The 23,138-nt window shown below is 28.8% G+C and carries 18 protein-coding genes and 1 riboswitch; of the genes, 9 read left to right on the top strand and 9 right to left on the bottom strand.

Going from position 1 to position 23,138, the window contains the following annotated elements; all coding sequences use genetic code 4:
- Window positions 1-51 precede the first annotated feature (51 nt).
- The 6 genes from U3G01_RS01845 to U3G01_RS01820 all read right to left on the bottom strand — a co-directional run bounded on the left by U3G01_RS01845 (window position 52) and on the right by U3G01_RS01820 (window position 8,112).
- A complete protein-coding gene (locus U3G01_RS01845; protein WP_326564830.1) occupies window positions 52-1,710 on the bottom strand; it encodes an IS1634 family transposase in 1,659 nt (552 codons plus the stop codon).
- Between the two features lie 269 nt (window positions 1,711-1,979).
- Window positions 1,980-3,497, bottom strand: a complete 1,518-nt coding sequence (gene gpmI, locus U3G01_RS01840) for a 2,3-bisphosphoglycerate-independent phosphoglycerate mutase (protein WP_255031023.1) — start codon at window positions 3,495-3,497, stop codon at window positions 1,980-1,982.
- A 6-nt stretch (window positions 3,498-3,503) separates the two neighbouring features.
- Window positions 3,504-3,806 (bottom strand): YneF family protein, encoded by a 303-nt coding sequence (locus U3G01_RS01835; RefSeq protein ID WP_255031022.1) that lies wholly within the window; start codon window positions 3,804-3,806, stop codon window positions 3,504-3,506.
- Complete coding sequence (locus U3G01_RS01830) at window positions 3,790-4,530, bottom strand: ribonuclease HIII (RefSeq protein WP_255031021.1); 741 nt, start codon at window positions 4,528-4,530, stop codon at window positions 3,790-3,792. Before U3G01_RS01830 ends, U3G01_RS01835 begins: the two co-directional genes overlap by 17 nt.
- Complete coding sequence (locus U3G01_RS01825) at window positions 4,517-7,711, bottom strand: DEAD/DEAH box helicase (RefSeq protein WP_069098370.1); 3,195 nt, start codon at window positions 7,709-7,711, stop codon at window positions 4,517-4,519. Before U3G01_RS01825 ends, U3G01_RS01830 begins: the two co-directional genes overlap by 14 nt.
- Window positions 7,712-7,755: 44 nt before the next feature.
- Window positions 7,756-8,112 carry a PTS transporter subunit EIIB gene (locus U3G01_RS01820; protein WP_010321416.1) on the bottom strand — a complete coding sequence of 119 codons (357 nt, stop codon included), beginning with the start codon at window positions 8,110-8,112 and terminating at the stop codon, window positions 7,756-7,758.
- Window positions 8,113-8,177: 65 nt separating this feature from the next.
- Between U3G01_RS01820 and trpS the strand changes: the two genes are divergently transcribed.
- The 4 genes from trpS to glpO are packed head-to-tail and all read left to right on the top strand — an operon-like array spanning window position 8,178 to window position 12,500.
- Window positions 8,178-9,161, top strand: coding sequence for a tryptophan--tRNA ligase (gene trpS / locus U3G01_RS01815; protein WP_255031020.1), 984 nt, complete (start codon window positions 8,178-8,180; stop codon window positions 9,159-9,161).
- A 3-nt stretch (window positions 9,162-9,164) separates the two neighbouring features.
- Window positions 9,165-10,904, top strand: a complete 1,740-nt coding sequence (gene thrS / locus U3G01_RS01810; protein ID WP_255031019.1) for a threonine--tRNA ligase — start codon at window positions 9,165-9,167, stop codon at window positions 10,902-10,904.
- Complete coding sequence (locus U3G01_RS01805; protein ID WP_255031018.1) at window positions 10,897-11,310, top strand: MAG3450 family membrane protein; 414 nt, start codon at window positions 10,897-10,899, stop codon at window positions 11,308-11,310. Before thrS ends, U3G01_RS01805 begins: the two co-directional genes overlap by 8 nt.
- A 56-nt stretch (window positions 11,311-11,366) precedes the next feature.
- Entirely contained in the window at window positions 11,367-12,500 is a 1,134-nt protein-coding gene (gene glpO, locus U3G01_RS01800; RefSeq protein WP_255031016.1) for a type 2 glycerol-3-phosphate oxidase, read from the top strand.
- Between the two features lie 59 nt (window positions 12,501-12,559).
- Here glpO and U3G01_RS01795 read toward each other — a convergent pair whose 3' ends face one another.
- The 3 genes from U3G01_RS01795 to glpK form a co-directional block, all read right to left on the bottom strand.
- Entirely contained in the window at window positions 12,560-14,584 is a 2,025-nt protein-coding gene (locus tag U3G01_RS01795) for a leucine-rich repeat protein (protein WP_255031015.1), read from the bottom strand.
- A gap of 94 nt (window positions 14,585-14,678) precedes the next feature.
- Window positions 14,679-15,416, bottom strand: a complete 738-nt coding sequence (locus U3G01_RS01790) for an MIP/aquaporin family protein (RefSeq protein WP_255031014.1) — start codon at window positions 15,414-15,416, stop codon at window positions 14,679-14,681.
- A 13-nt stretch (window positions 15,417-15,429) separates the two neighbouring features.
- The gene (glpK, locus tag U3G01_RS01785) at window positions 15,430-16,962 is read right to left on the bottom strand and encodes a glycerol kinase GlpK (protein ID WP_255031013.1); all 1,533 of its coding nucleotides are present in this window, start codon (window positions 16,960-16,962) and stop codon (window positions 15,430-15,432) included.
- Window positions 16,963-17,276: 314 nt separating this feature from the next.
- On the opposite strand from glpK, the gene U3G01_RS01780 reads away from it, so the two are divergent.
- The 5 genes from U3G01_RS01780 (at window position 17,277) to U3G01_RS01760 (ending at window position 22,455) form a co-directional block, all read left to right on the top strand.
- The gene (locus tag U3G01_RS01780) at window positions 17,277-18,053 is read left to right on the top strand and encodes a restriction endonuclease subunit S (RefSeq protein ID WP_326564861.1); all 777 of its coding nucleotides are present in this window, start codon (window positions 17,277-17,279) and stop codon (window positions 18,051-18,053) included.
- A complete protein-coding gene (locus U3G01_RS01775) occupies window positions 18,026-18,451 on the top strand; it encodes a restriction endonuclease subunit S (RefSeq protein WP_308700463.1) in 426 nt (141 codons plus the stop codon). Before U3G01_RS01780 ends, U3G01_RS01775 begins: the two co-directional genes overlap by 28 nt.
- 126 nt (window positions 18,452-18,577) lie before the next feature.
- Window positions 18,578-18,669: riboswitch (TPP riboswitch) on the top strand.
- A 67-nt stretch (window positions 18,670-18,736) separates the two neighbouring features.
- Window positions 18,737-20,002: an ABC transporter thiamine pyrophosphate-binding lipoprotein p37/Cypl gene (gene cypl / locus U3G01_RS01770; RefSeq protein WP_069098379.1), complete on the top strand. Its 1,266-nt coding sequence runs from the start codon at window positions 18,737-18,739 to the stop codon at window positions 20,000-20,002.
- The gene (locus U3G01_RS01765) at window positions 19,980-20,765 is read left to right on the top strand and encodes an ATP-binding cassette domain-containing protein (RefSeq protein WP_069099800.1); all 786 of its coding nucleotides are present in this window, start codon (window positions 19,980-19,982) and stop codon (window positions 20,763-20,765) included. Before cypl ends, U3G01_RS01765 begins: the two co-directional genes overlap by 23 nt.
- Window positions 20,752-22,455 carry an ABC transporter permease subunit gene (locus U3G01_RS01760; RefSeq protein ID WP_326564860.1) on the top strand — a complete coding sequence of 568 codons (1,704 nt, stop codon included), beginning with the start codon at window positions 20,752-20,754 and terminating at the stop codon, window positions 22,453-22,455. The genes U3G01_RS01765 and U3G01_RS01760 overlap by 14 nt, the downstream gene beginning before the upstream one ends.
- The last annotated feature ends 683 nt before the right edge of the window (window positions 22,456-23,138 follow it).

The raw sequence follows: 23,138 nt of genomic DNA, 5'->3' as shown, positions 1-23,138 counted from the left end.
GGTTTTAGGGGCTTTTTTAAATTTTTTGTTAAAAGTTAATTACAATTTTTTTTACCTATTTATTAAGATATTAAAGTAAAAATCGTACCTATTTCAAATATTCGGATCACTAGGGACACCATCTCGATTTTTAAATGTTATTTGCTGATCTAAAGTGTTAAATTCAACCCTTTGCCTTAATTTTTGCAACATCGTTACTAAACCAACTTCAGTTAATTGATTGTTTTCAAATAACTTGTTATCACTAATATGTTTGTTGATTTTAAATATTATAGTTTTTAAAATAACTAGTGAGATAAAACACAAAAGTGTATGAGCTAGAATGTGCTCGTCAATTCTTAAAAATACGGGCCGAATATTCAACAAACCTTTTAGACTTCTAAAATTAGCTTCAATATTCCACTGTTTTTGGTATTTTTCAACTATATCTAAGACATTCGAATTCAGTATATTTGTTTCATAAACATAGTAGCCATCAAATTGTTTGTCTTTGTCAATTTTACTTTGATCTAATTCAAATTTCATGTTTGAAATTTCCTTAAAATATTTAGGTTTTTTACCAAACAATTTGTTTACCTCGATAAAACCGTCTTTATTTTGTTTTTTAATAAAACTTTCGATTTGCTCTTCACGAGCTTTTCTGTCTTTTATCGCTCTTTTTGTACTGTAAGTAATAATTCTTCTTCTAATATTTTCAGTGTATCTTTTATTTTTATATGATGAATAAAATTCTTCTTTTTTATACTTAAAATCCGCACTTACATTAACATAATCGCTTGGATCTAGTAAATAATTTTTAAATTTTTGAGTCCCTACCTTTGCACGATAAGAAATAATGAAATTATAGTTTCTTGATTCAAGAAATCGAATATTTGCGGCTGTTGACATGCCGCGATCAGCGATTATTGTCATATTTTTGATATTATATTTGGATTCAACATCTAAAATAAAAGGGATTAATGTACTAGAATCGCCGGTATTTCCTTTAAAAACTTTAATATGAAAAGGAATACCATTTTTATCACACGCTAAGCCAATGACAATTTGGTCTTCTTTGAATTTAGCATCTTTAGAATAACCAGGAATTCTTAATCCATTTCTTTCAAATGTCTCAAAATAGACTGTTGATGAGTCAAAATAAAATTCACTGTCCCTTTTTCCAAGTTCACTTGTTACCATTTTGTTGACACTATTTAAAAGTTGATTTTGTGACTCAAAGACAAGATCTAGGAGTCTATAAAAACTATTTTTGGAAGTATTTATTTGATTTGAGTAGTCATCTTTTTTATCAAAAGCATTAATAATGCTACCAGGATCAGTGATCCGTTTTGAAATTAAGTAGTTAAAAATTTCTTTCATATTTTTATGTCTACTTTTAGGAAGTGATTCAAAAATATTGTGCTTTTCAATAAGTTTTTCAATTAATTCCCCGCCAACAAAAACCGAACCTTCGATTATGTTGGAATTTTTAATAGAATCAAGCAAAGCAATCTTGACTTTATTCATGTCATCTAAATTTGAAAACAATTTCAACTTTTCTTTGATAATTTGAATAGCATTTGGATTAATTTTTTCCAAATTTTGCACATTTCCTAAACTAAATCACCGTTTTGGAGCTTTACCGTAACCTTGTGTTCAGCCAACATATTTATATAGTTTATCTTTCGAGTTTCCTCAAACATTAAATAAAACCAAATTTTGTTTTTTCATAATTTATAATTATACCATAAAAATTAATTTAAAAATGTAATTAAACGGAATTAATAAAAAATAAGGTTTTACGATAAAAAAATACTGATTTACCGTTATTTTTTCATATTTGTATTCACTAAAAAGTGAATTTTTGCCTTCAAACTGGGAAACTCAGGAAATTGATTTTTGTCAGTGTTTTGAACTAACTAATTGACTTTTTTAAAAAAAACCAAAATCAAAAGGAAAATGATTTTGGTTTTAAAGAAGAAAAATTAGTCTGTAAAAGTTTAGTTTTGCTTAATTATTAAAGATTCATGATCCATGTCAGGATGTTTTTTGATATTTAAGTAATCAAGCACTGTTGGGGCAATATTTGCCAATCTTCCGTTTTTTAATTTCAAACTTTTATCACTTGAAATTAACATAACGGGAAATACGGTATGTTTTGTTGAGGGCTTATTATTTTCATCCTCGGTAAGTTCGGCATTACCATGGTCGGCGGTAATGAAAAAATGAAAATTATTTTCTTTTGCTCAGCTGTGAATTCGACCAATTTGTGAATCTAGAATTTCAACTGCTTTTATAGTTGCTTTTAAGTTTCCAGTATGTCCAACCATATCTGGATTTGCAAAATTGACAATAATAAGGTCATAATTTTGGCCAACTTGGATTAATTTATCAGTAATTTCGGCAGCTGACATTTGCGGATAATCAGCATATGACTCAACTTTTAATGAATCAACAAGAATTCGGTCAGAATTTTTTAATTCAAGTTCTACACCACCGTCAACAAAGAAAGTTACATGAGCATATTTTTGCGTTTCAGCGAGTCGAAGTTGTTTTAATCCTGCCTCATCTGCTACTTTTCCAAGTGGATTTTTGACTTTCATTTCCTCAAAAGCAATATCGCAATTTATTCCTTCATATTTCATCATTGACACAAAAGTGTCGATTTTTACAGGATATTTTGGTTTAAAAGTATATAAATCTGTTTGCAAAATTAAATGCGAAAGTTGTCTTGCACGATCAGGGCGAAAATTGAAAAAAATAACGCCATGATTGTCATTAAGAAAATCATTTTTATTAACTTGCAAATTTATTGCCGGTTGTAAAAATTCGTCACTAATTCCTTTTTCATATTGAGAATCGACATAATCAATTGGATTTGTGAAGGTATTTTCGGCTTTTCCACGAATAGAATTATATCCTAATTCAACGCGGTCAAACATTTTATCACGATCCATTGAGTAAAAACGACCAGAAATTGAAGCAATTTTGTAATTTTCAAAATTTTTCAATTTCTTTATTAATAAATTAAGATTTGGCTTAATTGATTCAGGCGCAACATCTCGCCCGTCACCAAAAAGGTGTAAATTAAGTTTTTTAACCCCAAATTCGGCGGCGAAATCAATTAGAGCAAAAAGGTGATCTTGATGTGAGTGAACGCCTCCGGGTGAAAAAAGCCCCATAACTTGCACAGGTGTATCAGTTTTGACACTATGCTCAAAAACCTTAATAAATTTTTCATTTTTGAAAAACTCGCCGGTTTTTAAAGCATTATTTATAATTGAAATTCCTGTATAGACAATAAATCCAGCCCCAATATTTAAATGGCCAACTTCTGAATTTCCCATTTGTCCTTCAGGGAGTCCAACTTCTTGACCTGAAGCGGCAATCAAACTATTTGGATAATTCTCAAAAAGGTGATCAAAAACTGGTGTTTTTGCAAGTGCAAAACCATTCCCTTGAGTTTCAGGACGCAATCCAAGGCCGTCAATAATAATTAAAATAACTTTCTTTTTCATTATTTCCTACTTTTTAGCGTTTTTTACTGATCGCATAACCGCTCTAATTTGTGCCTCAGATGGTTTTCGACCCATTTGCATGTACATTGCGCGAATCATGCCTTCAGTTATTGGTGGATTTTCACGGATTTGTTTTTCAAACATTTTTTTTGAGACTATTAAGGCAATCACACCGCCAATAATAAATAAAATAATTCCAACACCAATAGTTATGCCAATTCAGCCACCAAGACCAACTCCGCCAGCTGTACCGACATTTGCGATAATTTGTTCTGAATTTTGTTGAAACAATTTAGCTATTTTTTCCATTTTTTTCCTTTAGTTTTGTATAGACTTTATCAGTAATGCTAAAATGTAATTTTACATTTTCTTCAAGGAAAATTGTCCCGTGTTTCTGAATTTGCTCGAGGCAAAAATTAACAATTTTTTCAATTTGATTTGAACCGGCCGGAAAAATTGCTTTTCATTTTTCTTGCCGTTTATTGAATTTTTGACTTAAGGCATGTTTTGCAATTATTGAAGCGGCTCCTACTTGTTTAATTTTTGTGTCGGCTTTTTTTTCTAAAATTAAGGGATATTTTTCAAAATTTCATTGCTCAATGTTGAAAAATTTACTTATTTTAGCAAAATATTGACTAAATTTTTGCGCCGAGACAAAACCATCAATGAAAATTTTATCAATTTGGACATTTTTAAAAATTAAAATTAGCTCGCTGAGCACTTTAAAATATAGAAAAGCTTTGATTTCATGTGAGTTTAATCCTTTTTGGATTAGATCATTATAGTCTTTCATCTCTAAAGAGATAAATTTATAAGTAATTTTTTGGTCCAAAATTTCAAAAAGTTCACTAATCTTTTTTTCATTTAAAAGTTTTGAATCAACAATTTTTTCAATAAGTTGCCCTTCAATTTCTGACTGGCGAAAAACAGCGCAACAAACAGTTAAATTTGTAAAATACTCACCAACACCAACCTCATCACAGCCAATTACTAAATCATCAACCTGATATAATTCCGGTTTAAACAAGATCATCTTCCTTCAAATTGATAATTTCTTTTTTGAGTTTTTCGGTTACCTTATTTCTATTGAGTTTTCATTCAACAAAATTAATTATAATAATTGGATATTTTTTTTGTTGAATGAATTTGATTGCATCAAAATATTCAATATACTCTTTAGGTTTGCGATATTCAAGTGAATCTAAATAAATTCCAAGTAAAAATTTGCCTTGATCAAAAATAGCAACATCAATTTGCTCGGTTCCGACAATATAGTTAGTTTTTAGTTCTAAACTTGGAAAAAGTGCAAAAAATTCTTCGGCAAATTCTTGCTGAAAGTCAGCAAAAAAGCTTGATTTTGCAACATTTTTTAACTCTGAAAGTGAAAGTTGGGTTTTATTTTTACGTGAATAATTTATTTGTGATTGAACATCAAGGTCAAGGAAATTAATTCATGATTTAAAAATTTCTAGATCATCAGAGTTAGAAGTATTTTGAATTTCATCAGCATTTATTGACTTGCAAATTATCATTTTTTGACGTGCACGCGATGTTGCAACATTTAGGGCGTTTTTTCCACCTTTTCGCGCTATATAAGTTGAACCAAATTTTGCACTTTGATCATAGGCAACTGAGACAATTACTAAATCAGCCTCATCTCCTTGAATATTTTCAAGACTATTTACAATAATTTTATCAGTATAGATTAATTTTTCAATTTCTGGATAGGATTCAAAAATTATTTTTTCTATTGCATTTTGCTGATTTTTGTTAAAAGCCAAAATTATCATTGTCGCAAACTTGTTAATATTTTTTTGGGCAATATCAACAACTGCTTTTGCCTCAACAATATTTTGCTGACCGTCTCACTGACCATTAACATTATGAACTTCAATTACATCATTGCCTTCAAAATTATGATTATTAGCAATTTTAAGCTCTGAATCATAAAAATGACGTGAATTAAAAGACATTAGTGAGGCATGATGTGAACGGTAATTTTTATCTAACATAATGTTAAAAACACCTTTGGAATGGGCATATTCCAAAATTGACTCAATATTTGCAAAGGCATCATCTTCTGATTCATCATTCATTTTTGAAGCAAACCAACGAATTGGTTGCATTTGTTGGTGATCACCAACAAGAACTTTAATTTTTCCGTAAAATAAAAGTGGGAGCGCTTCTTCTAAAAACATTTGTGAAGCTTCATCGATAATAATATAATCAAAATAACGTTTTTCGAACATTACAAGTTCAATGTCAGGAGTTGTAATAATAACTGGGAACAAAATCTTAATAACTTCAGCATGTTTTAGTAAAAACTTGTAAGGAGACATTTTCTTTTTTTGTTTAACGCTAAGTCTGAAGCGAGTATAGAGCTGTTGAAATTCAGGGTCATTATTTAATTTTGCCAAGATTTCAAAGACTTTTTTTGCATGGTGAATAAATAAAGCCTTATCATCAAGAACTTCAACTTTTGGTTTTCTTACAAAATTGAGAAACTTTTCGAGATTTTCAAAATTAGAAATTTCTAATTTTGAAATTTTGTTATAAATGTTTTCCAAATTGTCATCATAATTAACTAGATTTTCAAGAATTAAGTCAACGTCTTGGCGAAGTTCATTAGAAGCTGCATGCACTGCTTTTTCATAAATTTTTAATTTACGTTTGAGTTTGGACTCAATAATGTGCAATTTTAGACTAGTTCTTGAATGTGGTGATCTTTTTGGATTGATATTAATTGATTTATTTAGTTTAAAAAGAGTTTCGGCAATACTTAGTTTAAAAAAATTGTTTGCTTTTTCAATTGTTTTATAGGCATCAAGTGTATTTGTTAAAGTTTCAATTTTAGGGAAAATTTTTTCTAAGAGTTCTAAATATTGGCGATCATCATCGGAAAAAACTTTAATTTCTTTAAGCTTTGATTCCATATTGAAATTTTCGATATTTTCAATATATTCTTCAATTGGCTTGTAAAAATCTTTATAATTTTCCAGTTTTTCATTAATAACAAAAAGACAAAAAAATGACATCATTTTTAGTCTTTTTCTTAAAACAACAAGGGCAATTTTTTTCTGTGAGCTAACAAGTGCGGTTCGATTTAGGGCAATAACATTTGAAATAATGTTTGCAATTGTTTGAGATTTCCCTGTTCCTGGAGGCCCTCAGATAATTGTGTTTTGTAAAATTGCCGAAATATGAGCACAATCTTGGGTAAAATTAGTGGGCTGAATTTTAAAAAATCCTGTAAATTTAGGTGAAAAAATTGATTTTTCAACATTGTTTCTGTATGTGGTTTTGTTAATATCAACATCAATTAAGTTGTGAATTTCACCAGTTTTAATCATTTTTTCCATGATTTGACGTTGATGTGATCCACCAATGTTGAAAAATCCTAGAACAACTCCGGGGTGAAAATGTATTGTATCTTCTGGAGTTGAGACATCTTTTGCAATTTTTCCTTCAATGTTAGGAATTTCAAACTTATCATTATAAAATTTTTTAACATTTTCAATTACTTCTTCAATTGAAAATTCTGAAAAATCAAAATCAAAATTAAAATCAATGTCAAGTTTCTTTAAAAATGCAAGCAGTTTATTATTTAGTTTTATATGCCCATCAGCATTAAGTCTTGGCACTGAATTTACAATTGTAACTTCACATTCTTTAACAAATAAAGGTCCAAAAAAACTTCGATCTTCAATTGACAAAGAAATATAGCAAAATCCAATGTGCAAAGGTCAAACATTTCGATCTCTAAGAATATCATAAGCTTTTTTGATCAAACGTTTTCATTTTGCTAGACTTGTTTGTTTTTTATATGATATTTTATTTAATATGTCTTTTTTTGCTGACTGAAAATCAGAATTAAGCGCTCTTTGTGTAAGCGGGTTTAGTTTGTAGTCTGAATTTTTTAAGTATTCAATTAATTCATCTTTGTCTTGAATTGATTCTATTTTTTCAATAAAATCATCAAATTCACTTGTTGTTAATGACACAGAAGAAATTGGTGAAGAGATTAATTTTCTAAGATCGCTAGTTTTTAAAGCAGAAAATAAATCAATATAATTTTCGTTGTCAATTCTTGTAAAAAGTGCTGAATCTGCACGTTCAATTGTGATTAAATTTGCTAGTAAACGCTCGTAGCTTAAATTTTGATTTGTACCAGTTGAATTTTGGGTTTCACGGGTATGGGTTCCAAATTTTTGCATTTTTTTATGTAATTTCCTTAGGATTTTTTAAACTGTTTTTAAACTTATTCAAAATTATTTATAGCTTTTCAAATAGCCTTAGATTTATTGCCAACTATTAAATTAATTTCGTTTAAACCGACAACAACTCCTGAAATCCCTTTTAATTTTCCAATTTCATCAACATTGATACCTTCAGTTGATTTTAATTTAATTTTTAATCTCGAAACTGTAAAATCACATGAGTCAATATTTTTAATCCCGCCTAAAAATTTAACTAGATCATCGACTTTGAAACCGATTTTATCATCAAAAGTGAGTTCAGACTTTGTTTTATTATGTTTTTTTTTAATATGTTTAGCAAACAAACCAAAGCTAAAAATTTGCAAAAGAAAATAAATGATTTTGGAAATTAGCTTCATAATATCTTTTTAAATTATACTCATTTTCTAAAAAAATTGTATAATTATGCTAAAATTTTTTTGCTATGAAAAAAAGATTAGTAAGTGGAATAACTGCAACTGGAAACTTAACGATAGGAAATTTTCTTGGTTCAATAAAACCGAGCCTTTCGTTTCAAGATCAATACGAAAATTTTATTTTTGTCGCTGATCTTCATGCCCTTACTTTGCCGATCCAACCAGAAAAATTAACCCAAAACCGGGCTAGTATTTTTGCATTTTATCTTGCATGTGGTTTTGATCCTGAAAAAACCGTGTTATTTTTTCAATCTGATATTAGTGCTCACAGTGAACTTTTTTGACTTTTACAATCCCAAACAACAATTGGCGAGCTCTCAAGAATGACACAATTTAAAGATAAATCTCGTCAAAAACAGGAAAATAATACCGAAAAAGTTCCAACAGGCTTGCTAACTTATCCAATTTTAATGGCTGCTGATATTCTTTTATATAATCCTGATTTTGTAACGGTTGGCGCTGATCAATTACAGCATTTAGAACTTACACGAAAAATTGCTCACCGTTTTAACAAAATTTATAAAACAGATTTTGTTATTCCAAAAGCTATAATTTCCCAAAATACGCAAAAAATAATGTCACTTACTGATCCAACCAAAAAAATGTCTAAATCAACAAGCCAAAAAAACTCGGCAATTTTTTTAAGCGATTCGCCCCAAGAGGCCTATAATAAAATTCAAAGAGCAAAAACTGATTCTGAAAATAAAATTTATTTTAGTCAAGAAAAGCCCGGGATCAATAATCTTTTGAATATTTTTATGGGTTTTACTGATAAAACTCAAGAAGAAACGCTTAATTTTTTTCAAGATCAATCCTATAAGTTTTTAAAGGAAACGGTTGGAACAATTGTTGCTAATTTTCTAGAAGATTTACAGAAAAAGCAACAAAAAATGCTACAATTTGTTGACGATTTTGCAAAAAAAGGGGCATCAAAAGCAAATCAAATAGCAAATTCAAATTTAAAAATAATAAAACAAAAAATGGGGCTTTAACTCATGGAATTAAAAATTGATTATGAACTCAATCATTCTACCTCTCATCTTTTAGCGCTTGCAATAAAAACACTTTTCCCAAATGTAAAATTAGGAATTGGTCCTGTTTTTGAAGATGGTTTTTATTATGATTTTGATCTAGAAAGTCCACTTTCTGAATCAGATTTTGCAAAAATTGAAAAACTAATGAAAAAATTAGTTTCAAAAAATTTAAGAATTGTTCAAACAGAAGGTAAAAATCTTGATTTTCAAAGTCAAATTTACAAACAAGAGCTAAAATCTGATCTTGAAAACAAATCTGAAAAAGTGACCTATTTTTCAATTGTTGACCAGCAAAACAATATACTTTTTGAGGATCTTTGTGCTGGAAGACATCTTGAGAGTTTGAATCAAATAAAAAATTTTAAACTCCTAAAAATTGCAGGCGCCTATTGACGTGGAAATTCAAAAAATAAGCAGCTCACAAGAATTTATGGTACAAGTTGAGATTCAAAGGAAAATCTTGAAAAATTTCTTCAAATTTTACAAGAAAGACAAGAAAGAGATCATCGCCGGATTGGTTCAAAACTAAAACTTTTTAGTTTTAGCCATTATTTTGGACTTGGTTTCCCAGTTTGACTTGAAAATGGGATGAAAATTCATAACAAAATTAGGCAAAAAATACTAGAATTTGACAGAAATTATGGTTTTAGGGAAGTTTTAACCCCTCATTTTGGTCACCAAAGCCTTTATGAAATTTCAGGACACTTACAACATTATAAAGATGACATGTTTTCACCAATTAAAGTTGAAAATGAATCACTTATTCCGCGCCCAATGACTTGCCCACACCATATAATTTTATTTTCTGAGCAACATTTTAGTTATCGGAATTTGCCTTTTAGAATTTCAGAGCAATCTAGGTTATATCGTTATGAAAAATCGGGTGCACTTTCAGGTTTAGAACGAGTTCGAGCTATGGATTTAACCGAAGGGCATATTTTTGTCACAAAAAAGCAAATTTTTAGCGAAATTAGCCACCTTTTTAAGATGATTCAAGAAGTGCTTGATTTTTTTAAAATAAAAGTTTTTTATATTTCTTTTTCAAAAAGAGACCCAGAAAATAAAGAAAAATTTTTCCAAGATGATTTAATGTGAAGTCAGGCCGAGAATGATTTAAAGCAATTTCTTGATCAAAATAACGTAAAATATGTTGAAAAAATCGGTGAAGCTGCTTTTTATGGTCCAAAAATCGACTTTCAAATTAAGACAGCATTAAATAAAGAAGTTACAATTTCGACTTTGCAGCTAGATTTTCTTTTGCCACAAAAATTTGGAATTAGTTTTACTAACGAATTTAATCAAAAAGAAACTCCAATATTGATTCACCGTGGTCTGATTGGAACTTATGAGCGATTTATTGCAATTTTATTAGAACAAACTAAAGGAAAATTACCGTTTTGACTCTCACCAAAGCAAATTATCGTGATACCTGTTGGTGAAAAACATTATGAATATAGTAAAAAAATCCACGAAATACTTTTTAATTTAGGTTATAATTCCGAAATTGATTTAAGATCTGAACGAATTACACGTAAAATTCGTGAAGCAAATTTACAAAAAACTGCTTTTCAGATAATTGTGGGTGATGAAGAAATAGCAAAAAACGAAATTACTTATCGCGAATTTGGTTCCCAAGAATCTTTTAAAATTTCTTTAGTTGACTTTATTGAATTGCTAAAAAACCGCGAAAAAAATGTATAAAAAAATAACAAAAATTCCGGATTTTGTTTTTGCCTTACTTCTAATTTTCATTCCTATTAGCTTAATTTATATATTTTTTTCGCCTGATTTTTGACAAAAAGAGATAATTTCATATTGAATTTTAGCCATTATTGGAATTTTAAATTTTTTTGTTTGTTTTTTTGCTTCATTAATTTTAACTAGACTAAAAGTTGTCGATTTTTCTTTTATTTTTTATTATTCTGTTATTTTATTTTCATTAACTTTTTTACTGCTTACTTATCCGCTTAATTCAACAAGAATTTTGCTAATTTTACGTGTTGTTTTAGTTTTAATTTCAATTTTTTTAATTATTCCATCTTTGATTATCAAAAAGAAAATTGCCAACCGTTTATATAAAAACAAACTAAAATCAACCAATAAATAGCGATTATTTTGATATAATTATTAAATTATAAAATTATTAAAAGGAATTAGTCGCATATGGAAACTAAAAAATTGCAACAATATGATGTAGTTATTATTGGTGCAGGGATAATCGGCACAAATATTGCTTATGAATTGAGTAAATTTAAACTAAAAATTGCAATTCTTGAAGCAAAAAAATATGCTGCATCAGAAACTACAACAGGAAATTCAGGAATAATTCACTGTGGTTTTGACGCAAAACCGCATAAATTAAAAGCAAAATTTAATGTTTTAGGACATAAATTGTGAATTGAAAACATATTTCCAAAAGTAGATTTTCCTCGTCAACAAGCAAAAAGCGTTGTTCTTGCCTTTGATTCTGAAGAAGAAAAAATTATTCATGATCTTTATGAGCGCGGAATTATCAACGGACTTAGTCAGTCACATTTAAGAGTTTTATCGAAAAAAGAGCTAGAAACTCAACATCCTTTAGTTTCAAAACAAGCATCTTTAGCACTTGAGTGTGATAATTCTTGAGTTATTGATCCGGTCAAATCTAGTCTTGCTTTTTTAGAAATTGCCCTTAAAAATGGTGTTGATTCTTATACTAATACAAAAGTTGTTTCAATTTCAAAAAATGATCAAAATTTATTTGAAATTGAAACAAATAATGATGAAAATAAATTTTTTCAAACTAAAATTATTATTAACGGCGCCGGTCATTATGCTGATGAAATTGGAAAATTAGCTGGATTTTCCGAATTTAGCCAAAAACAAAGAAGAGGTCAATATTTAATTCTTAAAAATCACCCTGATATAAAAGATGTTTATTTTCTAGTGCCGCAAAAATATGGAAAAGGTGTGATTGTTGCGCCTCGTCCTGATGGTAATATTTTAGTTGGACCAACAGCAGAAGAAAATATCGATAAATCAAAGGTAAATTGTCTTGATTTTAATCTTGTTGAGCAAATTCAAAAAATTGGTCATAAAATTATTCCTACTTTAGATTATCAGGAAACAATTTTTGCACTTGCAGGCTCAAGGCCGATCGAAATTCAGGATAGCGATTTTGTTATTCGGGCTTCTTATAAAGATCCTAATTTTATTTTTGCTGCCGGAATGCAGTCGCCAGGTTTATCAGCAGCTCCTGCAATTGCTTTAGAAATTGTAAAATTGGTTGAAAATCAAATAAACTTAATAAAAAAGTAATTTTAGATCAATCTAGCTAATATTCATACATTTTTCCAAATTAAAAAAGATGCAATGATTTATTGCATCTTTTTTAATTTGTTTAGAACATTGGCAACATTTTTATCAATGTTTGGCGGGTGAATTATTTTTAGTTTTTTTGGATCCATTCCTACAAAAGCATTTTCAGAAAATTTTTCAAGGCTTTGTGGTATTTTAATAATTAAAAGCGAACTTAGCGAATTAAAAGTAAAATCAGGAATTTCTTTTACGCCTTGGCTAATTTCAATTTCAGTTATTTTTGGATTATTTGCAAAAGTATGAGCATCTAATTTAACATTTTTAGCAGTAATAATTTTGCCTTTATAATTTTTAGGTATAACAATAATTTTGCTTAAATCGTTGTTGTATAAAATTCCGCCATAATCTCTAAAATAGTAATTTCCCGGCTCAACAGTGATTTTTTCTAAATTTTTTGCATTCAGAGAAAATTTGTAATCCTCGATTTCTTGTACTGTTTTTGGCAAAACAAACGAAGAAAAATCGTATTTTTCAGGCATTATAATTAATTTTGTCAAGTTTTTATTATATAAAACGCCCTCTTTTGAGGCAAAATAAGGATTTTGGGGATCAACTTCAATACTTTTAACGTTAAAAGTTCCACTTTGATAATCAATTCGCCTAACATTTGGACCAATATATAATTTGCTTGCTTTTTTTAGAAAATCGTTAGAAATACCGACTACTTTAGACTTATTTTTAATTTCAGTGGCAGGTCTAACATCGCTAGTGTTAGCAGAAACAAGCGAAACACCTAAATTATATTCATAAGTTTGGTCGTTTTCTAAATAATATGAGTCAAGAATTTTGAAGGCTTTATGATCTTTTGCAAATTCAGCATCATTTCTTCTAAATTGCCCTCAAGTTGGATCTGAGTGAAAAAAATCTTTAGTTTTTGAATCAAAAACTAAATTTCACTGGTGTGGACCAAATTTTGATCAACCAATGACAATTGAATTTTTAACACCAATCGAATCAAGCATCGCCTTATATAAATTAGAATAACCACCACAAACAGCGTATAATTCTTCTAAAACAGCCGAAGGTTCAACTGCGGGAGTCCGACTTAGATTTCAAGCATATTTTACATTTTTAACTATTCAGTCAAAAATAATTTTTATTTTTTCTTCGTCAGTTTTTGGCTTAGCATCTTCGATTAATTTTTTAGTAAAATCAGCAACTTTTTTGCGATTTTTTTCGTCATAACCTTGATATTCAAAATCTCTTACATCTTTTGGATCAATTAAATTCATAAAACTTTTGGCAGAATTATTGGAATTTAAATTACCTTGATAATCTTGGTATTTTTCAATCCCCAAAGGATAAGAATTTTCGTCTTTTTCTTTTGGTTTTTCGCCTTGAATTTTTGGCTGAATTATTTGCAAAAAATTAGTTGAATTTTTGTAATTAACCTTAACTTCGTCAAAAACTTTTGTTAGTTTTTCAATGCTATTTTTGAAAAAGGCTTCATTTTGATTTTTTTGGTCATAAATTGTTTTGTATTCAACCTCATCAATTGCTTGATTTAATTTATCCCTAAAAAATTCGTGCTTGAGCTCTTTTAATTCAGTATTAATAAAATTCTTGACATCGGCTTCTAGTTGCCAATATTTTTGTGAAAAATTTGTAGAAACAACCGGTTTTGCCTGTTTTTTAGGGATGATTTCAGTTTTTTTGTTACTTGTAGAGCTTGAAGGTTGCTGTTGTGGTTGTTGGTTAAAATTTTTTAAAATTTGTTTTTTGACTGTTTTTGGTTTGTTATTATTTGTAGTTGTGGTTGTGATTTGATTCAATTTTTGATTGGTTTCTTGTTTAAAAGTGTTTTTTTCGGTAGGCTGGATTTTTGAATTATCTAACAAATCGCTAGTTGTTTGAGGTGCAAGAGTCTCTTTTTGAACTGAATCATTTTTTTCAAACAGAACTTGGGAATTTTTATCACTATTATTTTGTAATTCAATTCGAGATGTAGCAATCCCACAAGAAGTCAAGAGCAAACTTCCTGAACTTATTAACAAGAAAAATAACGATTTTTTACGCCTTATCATAAACACCTCTAAGCAAAATATTAAATTTAAATTATAGCAAATTACATAAAAATTTCCAAGAAATAAATTCAAAAAACCTAGTAAAACGGGCAAACTAAATCGCAAAACCAAGTAAAACCGCAGCTAAACTAGGGGCAATAATTGGATTTCATGAATAATCAAATCCGTAAATTTCTTTTCAGTTATCAACATTTAAGAAATTATTATGTTTTTTTAAGACAAATGAAGTAAGAAAAAACATAAATCTTGGACCAAAATCACGCGCTGGATTTATAGCATAACCAGTTGAAGAACCAAGTGATAATCCAATTGAAAGCACAATCAATGCAACAATTACTGGCCCCATTGTTTTAAAGGAGTTACCTAAAAATGCAATTGTACTAATTAAGACAATAGTTCCGATAAATTCGTATAAAAAGTTACCTACATAAGATTTTTTAAATGCTGGCCCGGTGTGGTGACATGAAGCAATAACTTCCGCTTTTGTTTCTTTAATATGACTTCAGTTAATTGTATTTAGAATTATCTGGCCAAAAATTGCTCCTAAAAATTGGAAAGGAATAAGTACTAAAAGCTCGGCATTTTTTTGGCTAATAGCAAAAAAAATTGAAACTGCCGGATTTAAATGGGCAACAGAAGTGCTAGGAGCTACCCCGTTTGCAACAATAATTCCTAAAAGCACACCAAGAGCCCAACCAAGAGCAATAACAATCCATTTTCCTGATTGATTTGCAAACATTTTTGTTGCACTTACAGAATAATTAACACCATTTCCAAGTAAAATTAGTGTTGCCGTTCCAAGAAATTCAGATAAAAAAATGATATTTTCCATGTAAAATTTCCTTTTATTTAATGTCTTTTACTCAATTTAGAGTTTTTTTAACAGCAAGATCTCAATTTGCAACTAATTTTTCAACCTGATTTTGCTCAAGTTGTGGTTTAAATGTTTTGTCAATTTGCGAAATTTGTTTTAATTCGTCAATTGATTTTCAGAATTTAGAATGCAATCCTGCAAGAAAAGCCGCACCCATTGCTGTTGTTTCGGTGTTTTTTGGTCTTGAAATCTCAAGTTGAGAAATTGATGATTGGAATTGCATTAAAAAGTCACTTTTAGAAACACCACCATCAACTTTCATTAGAGTAATTTCTTGGCCTAAGTCAGATTTCATCGCTTTAATTAAATCGTTTGACTGAAAAGCAATTGACTCAAGGGCAGCTTTAATAATATGTTCTTTTCTTGTTCCTCTTTCAAGTCCAAAAATCGCCCCCCGAGAATAAGAATCTCAATAAGGAGCTCCAAGTCCGGTAAAAGATGGAACTAAAATTGTCCGGTGGTCATCTTTATCAGTTTTGGAAATAAAATAATCAGTATCAGCAGCATTTTCGATTATACCAAGTCCATCACGAAGTCACTGAATTGTTGCACCAGCAATAAAAACTGAACCTTCAAGGGCATACTCAACCGGACTATCACCAATTTGTCAGGCAATTGTTGTTAAAAGGTTATTTTTTGATTCAACAATTTTTTGGCCTGTATTTGCTAAAGTAAAACATCCAGTTCCATAGGTATTTTTTACCATTCCAACTTCAGTACAAAGTTGTCCAAACAAAGCAGATTGTTGGTCACCAATAACTCCATAAATTGGTACTTTTCCTTTTGCATTAATTGATCACAAACTAGGTTCAACGATTCCATAATCGGCCGCAGAAGGTAAAACTTTTGGCAAAATTTCGACCGGTATTTCTAATAAATCAAGTATTTTTTGGTCTCATTTTCTCTCTTTGATGTCAAACATCATTGTTCTTGAAGCATTTGAGACATCGGTTGCGTGAGTTTTTCCTTGAGTTAATTTTCAAATAAGTCAAGTGTCAATTGTTCCGGCCAAAAGGTTACCTTGGGCTAAAACATCTTTAGCTTTTTGGACATTTTTTAAAATTCAACGTATTTTTGTTGCACTAAAATACGGATTAATTAAAAGTCCAGTTTTTTGTCTTATATAATCTTGGTGACCTTGTGAAATTAGTTCACCACAAAAGTCACTTGTGCGGCGATCTTGCCAAACGATCGCATTATAAACCGGCTCACCGGTTGTTTTGTCTCACAAAACCACAGTTTCACGTTGGTTTGTAACACCAAGTGCGATAAAGTCATCTGATTTTAAATTAGCGCGAGTTTTTGCGCTTTGCATTGTATAAAGTTGAGTGTTTCAAATTTCATTTGCATCATGTTCAACCCAACCTGATTGTGGGTAATATTGTTGAAATTCTTTTTGAGAAAGGGAAATTACATCGCCATTTTTGTCAAAAACCAAACTACGGCATGATGTTGTTCCTGAATCAAGTGTCATTATATATTTTTGTTTAATGGTGTTGTCCATTTTTAGCCCCCCTTTTTTCTGTTTTTTTAATTTAATTATACCATTTAGATAAGATTTTTTTATTTATAAAAGTGTAAAATCTAATAATAAATTTTAATTTTGTCTAGATTTTGTCAAAATTAAAATTTAGGTCACAAAATTACATTTTTTGCAATATTTTTTGTCTTGACAGGCTTTTAAATTCAAGGCGATTTTTTTAATTAAGACATTAACTTTTATTTAAAAATAGTCAAATTTACATTGTTTAAACTAGATTTGGTGAATTTGTAGTAAAATATTCAAATTATTTTTTTGTTTTAATTTAAGGATATCTAATGTTAAAAAAAATATGTTACCCACAAATTAGATTTAAACAATTTGACTCAGCATGACTAACAAAAAAAGTAGGGGACTTATTTTTAATAACTCGCGGTGAAAATTTAACCAAAAAAGATTTTCGGACATTTGTTTCAGGAAAATATATTTACCCAGTTTATTCTTCGCAAATAGAAAATCACGGTATTTTGGGCTATTATAAAGAATTTTTGGTTGAAAATGTAATAACATACACAGCCGACGGGAATGCCGGAATTGTTAATTTTCGAAAAGGAAAATTTTTTGCAACTGGTCATTGTGGCATATTGACTTCAAAAAAATATCCTGAAAACGAATTTTTTGCTATTGGAATAGGATTGCAAACCAAAAAATGAGTCTCAAGAAGTATTGTTCCTTCTCTAAAAAACGAGGATATGGCTCAAGTTGAGTTAAAATTTACTCCTAATATCAGTGAACAAGGGAAAATTTCCCAACTTTTTGAGACACTTGAAAACTTAGCTTATAAATTTGAAGAAAAAATAAGCCTCCTGAAAAATCTTAAAAATCATTTCAGTAATAAAATGTTTGCTAATTTAAGTTCAAATTTTCCTTCAATTAGATTTAAAGGTTTCAAATCAGCCTGAATTACTGACCAAGTTAAAAATTTATTTGAGATTTCCCGAGGTCAAACGTTAACCAAAAACCAAATAAAAACTAGACCTGTAGAGAGAGAGAGAGAGAGAGAGAGAGAGAGAGAGACCGCGGATACATCTACCCGGTTTATTCATCACAAATAAAAAATCACGGAATATTTGGTTATTATAACGAATATTTGGCGCAAAAAAAGATAATTTTTTCAACTCATGGAAATCCTGGATCGGCTAAATTTATTCAAGAAAAATTTTTTGCTACCTCTAATTGTGGAATTTTGACTTCAAAAAAATATCCTGAAAGTACACTTTTTGCAATTCAGTTCGAAAAAAACTCCAAAAAATTCATTTCTCAAGGGACGATCCCACATTTAATTAGCTCAAATGTACTCAAAATTGAGCTAAAATTCACCCCAGATATTATTGAACAACAAAAAATTTCTCAACTTTTTGAGACTTTTGACTCACTAATTCTCGCTTATGAGCAAAAAGTTGAATATTTAAAAAATTTAAAAACAAGTTTTATCACTAAAATGTTTATATAAAAAATTTTTGCTTTTTGTTAAAAAATCCTTAAATTTAATTAAAAAATGAATTTTTTTTGAAAAAAAAGTTAGATTTTTCATACTATTTTTTGTCAAATTTTTTAAATGATTATGCTATAATTTTAACTAGGTAAACAGAGGTGTCCATTTTGGGCTGAGAAAAACTCTTAAAAGTTGATCTAGGTAATACTAGCGTAACGAGTTTGTCCTTTTTCTTTTAAAGCGAATGCTAAAATCGTCATAAAACACCTTGTTTACTAAAACACAAAAGGAAAATTGTTTGTAATGACGAAAAAAAATAAATTTCAATCTAAAAAAAGAACTTTTTTAAAAAAATTGTCTTTTCTTTCTTCTTTTTTAACAGTACCATTAGTACTTTCTGCATGTATCAATACTGCTGATCAAAATCCAGAGCAACTAGCTCAAACATGAGATACAAAAGTTAACCTTGGTTTAGGTCAAAGTTGATTTCAACTTAAATCTAAAGAACCTGATCGTGTTAATAAATTTCTTACCAATTTAACAGAAGAATTTAAAAAACTAAAAGAGGCAAATCCAGAAACTAAAGACTTGCCTGATGTGAGTTTTGATTTTGTTGGAATTGATGATGCAAAAGCAAAAATTTTGCAATTAAAATCATCAAATAACTCAGATGGTGCGCTTGATTTTGCAATTGCCGATGCAACTACAACTATCGAGGATGACCAAGACAAACAACTTTATAATGGTCTTCAAACTTTAACATGAGCTTTTAAAAATAGCCCTGAATCGGCGGTTTTTTACACCGATGGAACAGAAAATGACCCATTATATAAAGGCGCAAAACAATTAGATGAACTATTTAATAAAACTCCTTATAATGAATGGTCAAGTAACGAAAACGATGCGCAAAAATGAGACACAATTGCCTATCGATTTTTATATGATGATTCAAACCCACGAAAAATAATTTCATATTACCGTGGTATGATTATGATTTATGGTGATGAAAAAACAAGAGCTGAAATTAAAAAAAGTTGACATGATAAAGACTGACGTAAATTTAGAAATTATGGAATAATTCATGGAAAACTAACTTCTGCTGGAAAATTTAAAATGCAGAATTTTATTCTAAAAAAACATTTTGGTTCAAGTTTTAGATCAGCTAGTTTAAATGAAGATCGACTAGAGCATTCAGATAAATATATTCAAGGAGATGGCTATACAATTGGTCAAGATCCAAATTTTAGAATCGCTTTTGATGATGAGGCTTCTTTTGCTTGAACTGAAAATAAAAAAGATTCAAAACAATATACTTCAAGCGAAACAGACTCTAAACCAGACTCTAAAGTTGAAATTTTTATGCTAACAAACCCAGCTTCATATGATATTGGTTCATTCCGTCCTCGTTTTAATAAAATTCAAGCTGATTTAATTTCTCAAGCATTTATTAACCTGGCAAAAAACGGAAAAGATGAATATGGTCCAAATGTTGGGTACAATGGTTATAGAAAAGTAAATCAACAAGACCCTGAATTCCGTAAGATTTATGCCCAATCAAAATCAAACTAAAAACTGTCTAATTTTTGAAGATTTTTCATTTAGACATGATAAAAACGGAAAAAATTTAATAAATCCTCTTAATTTTAAGTTATGCAATGCAGAACTTTTATTTGTAATTGGTCCAAGTGGTCAAGGTAAATCTTCGTTTTTTTTGTCAATTTTACAAAATATTTTTGTTTCAGGCAAGCTAATTTGGCAAGAACAAAATTTATTAGATCAAAACAAAAAAAATAAAAAAAAATTTTTAAAAACAGTTGGTTATCTTACTCAAACGCCAACTTCAATAAATTTTCAAAGTGTTTATTTAAATTTAGCAAAAAATTTACCTAAGTATAAAAATATTTTTTATAGTTTATTTGCGATTCCAACCAAAAATCAACGAGAACAAATAATTAAAATTATGAGCCAACTTGGTTTGGAAGAAAAAATTTATTCTATTTTTCAGGACTTATCAGGAGGTCAGCAACAACGAGTTGAAATTGCAAAGCTCATGTTACACCACCCAAAAATAATTCTTGCTGACGAGCCAACTTCAGCCCTTGATCCAAAAACAGCTGCAAAAATTATTGATTTAATTATTAATTTTGGGAAATTAAATAATTCAATCACAATTATTATTTCTCATAATATTAATTTAGTGAAAAAATATGATGGCAGAATTTTACTAATAAACAATGGAACTGCTAACTTTTTTAATTCATTTTCAGATATTGACCAAGAACAAATAGATTCAATATTTGGCAAGGATGACAATGAAGATGACGATCATTAGTGCATTTAAAAATAAGCCTTACCAAAGATTTAAAAAAACAAAAGTTTTTTTTGCATTTATTTTTTTAGTCTTGTTTATTGTATCTTTTTATTCAATTTTTTCAGAAATTAATTATAATGGTTGGACACTTTTTAAAAAAAATTTAACTGACTTGTTTGCTTTTTCCAACAAACATCCTTATTATAGTGATTCAGTTTTTTCTTTAAGTATGAGATTTTTATGAATCACAATTAAATACACATTCCTTGGCACTTTTATCGGTGCAACTCTTGCTTTTTTTTCTGCACTTTTTAGCTCACAATTTATTAAAAATAAATATTTAAAAAGTGTAATTTGATGAATTATTATAATTCTTAAATCTTTCCCAATTCCGTTTATAATTGATCCCTTAAAACTTATTTTTGCTCCAAAATTAGCGGCAATTTTAATTGTGACTTGATTTTCTTGAATTTGGTTACATCGGTATTTTTATTCCTTTTTAAACTCGCTTGATTTAAGTGGGTATCAAAAAGCGATAATTAAAGGAAAAAATCGCTTTTTTGCATTTAAAAATGAAATTTGACCTTTTGTAATTAATAAATTTCTTGGATTATTTTTATTCAGTTTTGAAGCAAATATTCGCTGAACAACGATTATTTCAGCAACTGGTGTTATTGGTATTGGAATTTTAATTAATGATGGAGTTCAAAATCCTGCATTAGGTTGAAAAATTGTCGGAATTCCACTTACAGTTTTATTAGTTTTTGCTACTTTTTTGGAATTTTTAATAATTTTCTTTAATAAATTTATATTACACAAAAGATCTATTAATATAAACCAAAAAAATAAATATATTTTATGACTAAAAGTAAATTACAATTGAATTTTACGGATTTTTTTTGGACTTATTATATTGACCTTATTAATTATTAGTATTTTAGATATCGAATCATGAAGAGTTAATCAACATCAAATTAATCGTTTTTTTGGATCACTTTTTGTTTTTGACTGAAGTGTTTTTTCACAAGGAAAATTAGACAATCCAATTTACATGGTTTGAACACTTTTAGCTCAAGTTATTGTCTGTCTCGGAATTATTGGTGTAGTTTCAATTTTATGACTACTGGCTGCAAATGAAAAATTAAACCATTGAATTAAATGATCATTCTTTAAATTTTTACTTAACTTTTTTAGGATAATCCCGTCACTTGTTATTTTTTATCTTTTCTTGAGCTTTGCTGTTCAACCAATTTTATGAGTAACATTTCTTGTTGGAATTAAAAACGGCCTTGGAATGGCAAAAAAACTAAATGAAACTCTTAATTCGATCGACTGGCAAAAATACAAATTGTTAAGACTTCGCCAATGAAGCAAATTTAAGACAATAACTCATTATATTTTCCCGTTAATTTTTAAGGAATATTTTAAATATTTATCGGTTCAAATTTCAGATTCAATTCATGATTTGCTTCTTTTTGGAATTTTCGGAGGATCTTTATTAGGGCAAAAGCTCTCAACTCTTTCCCAGACAGGTATTGCCGGTGATAGAACTGCGTTTTTTACTTTTTCGTGAGTAACATGGTTTTTAATTTTATCTATCGAAGTTGTTATTATATCTATTCAAAACAATTATTTTAAAAAAATGCTCGTGATCATGGCCAAATTCAAAAATATGATTTTTAATATTGGGTCAAAAAAATATTTATTATAACTTTTATCCTTAAAATTAAATTTCTCCCGAGTTTACCAGTTTGATGAAACCATCTTAAAAAAGTGTCCTGGTTTATTAGTTTTGGGCACTTTTTTAACTTTTTTGCAAAAGTTAATTACCTATTTTAAAACACTGGCAAAAATCAATTTATGAACAAAACAACAAAAATCATAAAAAAATACAACTACTATTTAAACTCAATGTAAATAGAAAACTCGTTTTTACTTACATTGAGCCTAAAAAAATATATGAAGTTTTGAAAGAACAATAACCAAAAGCCTTAAATTTAAAGATTTCTAAACGGTCAAATTTAAGGCATTCCATCATATTTAAAAACATAATGGAAAATTCGCATTTTCTGATTTTTTAGACAAAAAACATAACTATTCCTCCCTAATTCAATATCAAATTTATTAATTCATTCTTAAGTGATGCTAATTATAACATAACTTTATTTTTGACCAAGCATTTTTTTTTTTTTTTTGCAAAAGGTTAATTTTAAAATAATAAAAATTAAGATTTTAGGTCAAAAAACACAGATTTACCGGTATTTTTGCATATTTATATTCACTAAAAAGTGAATTTCTGCCATCAAACTGGGAAACTCGGGATATTTATTATAATGTTTATCCTTAAAATTAAATTTCTTTTATCAATATAAATGCAAACATGAAAAACAAACC

This window comes from Mesomycoplasma ovipneumoniae (assembly GCF_035918255.1).
Lineage (GTDB): Bacteria > Bacillota_I > Bacilli_A > Mycoplasmatales > Metamycoplasmataceae > Mesomycoplasma > Mesomycoplasma ovipneumoniae_A.
The sequence above is the reverse complement of the archived record's forward strand: the minus strand, read 5'-3'. Positions and strand labels throughout refer to the sequence as shown.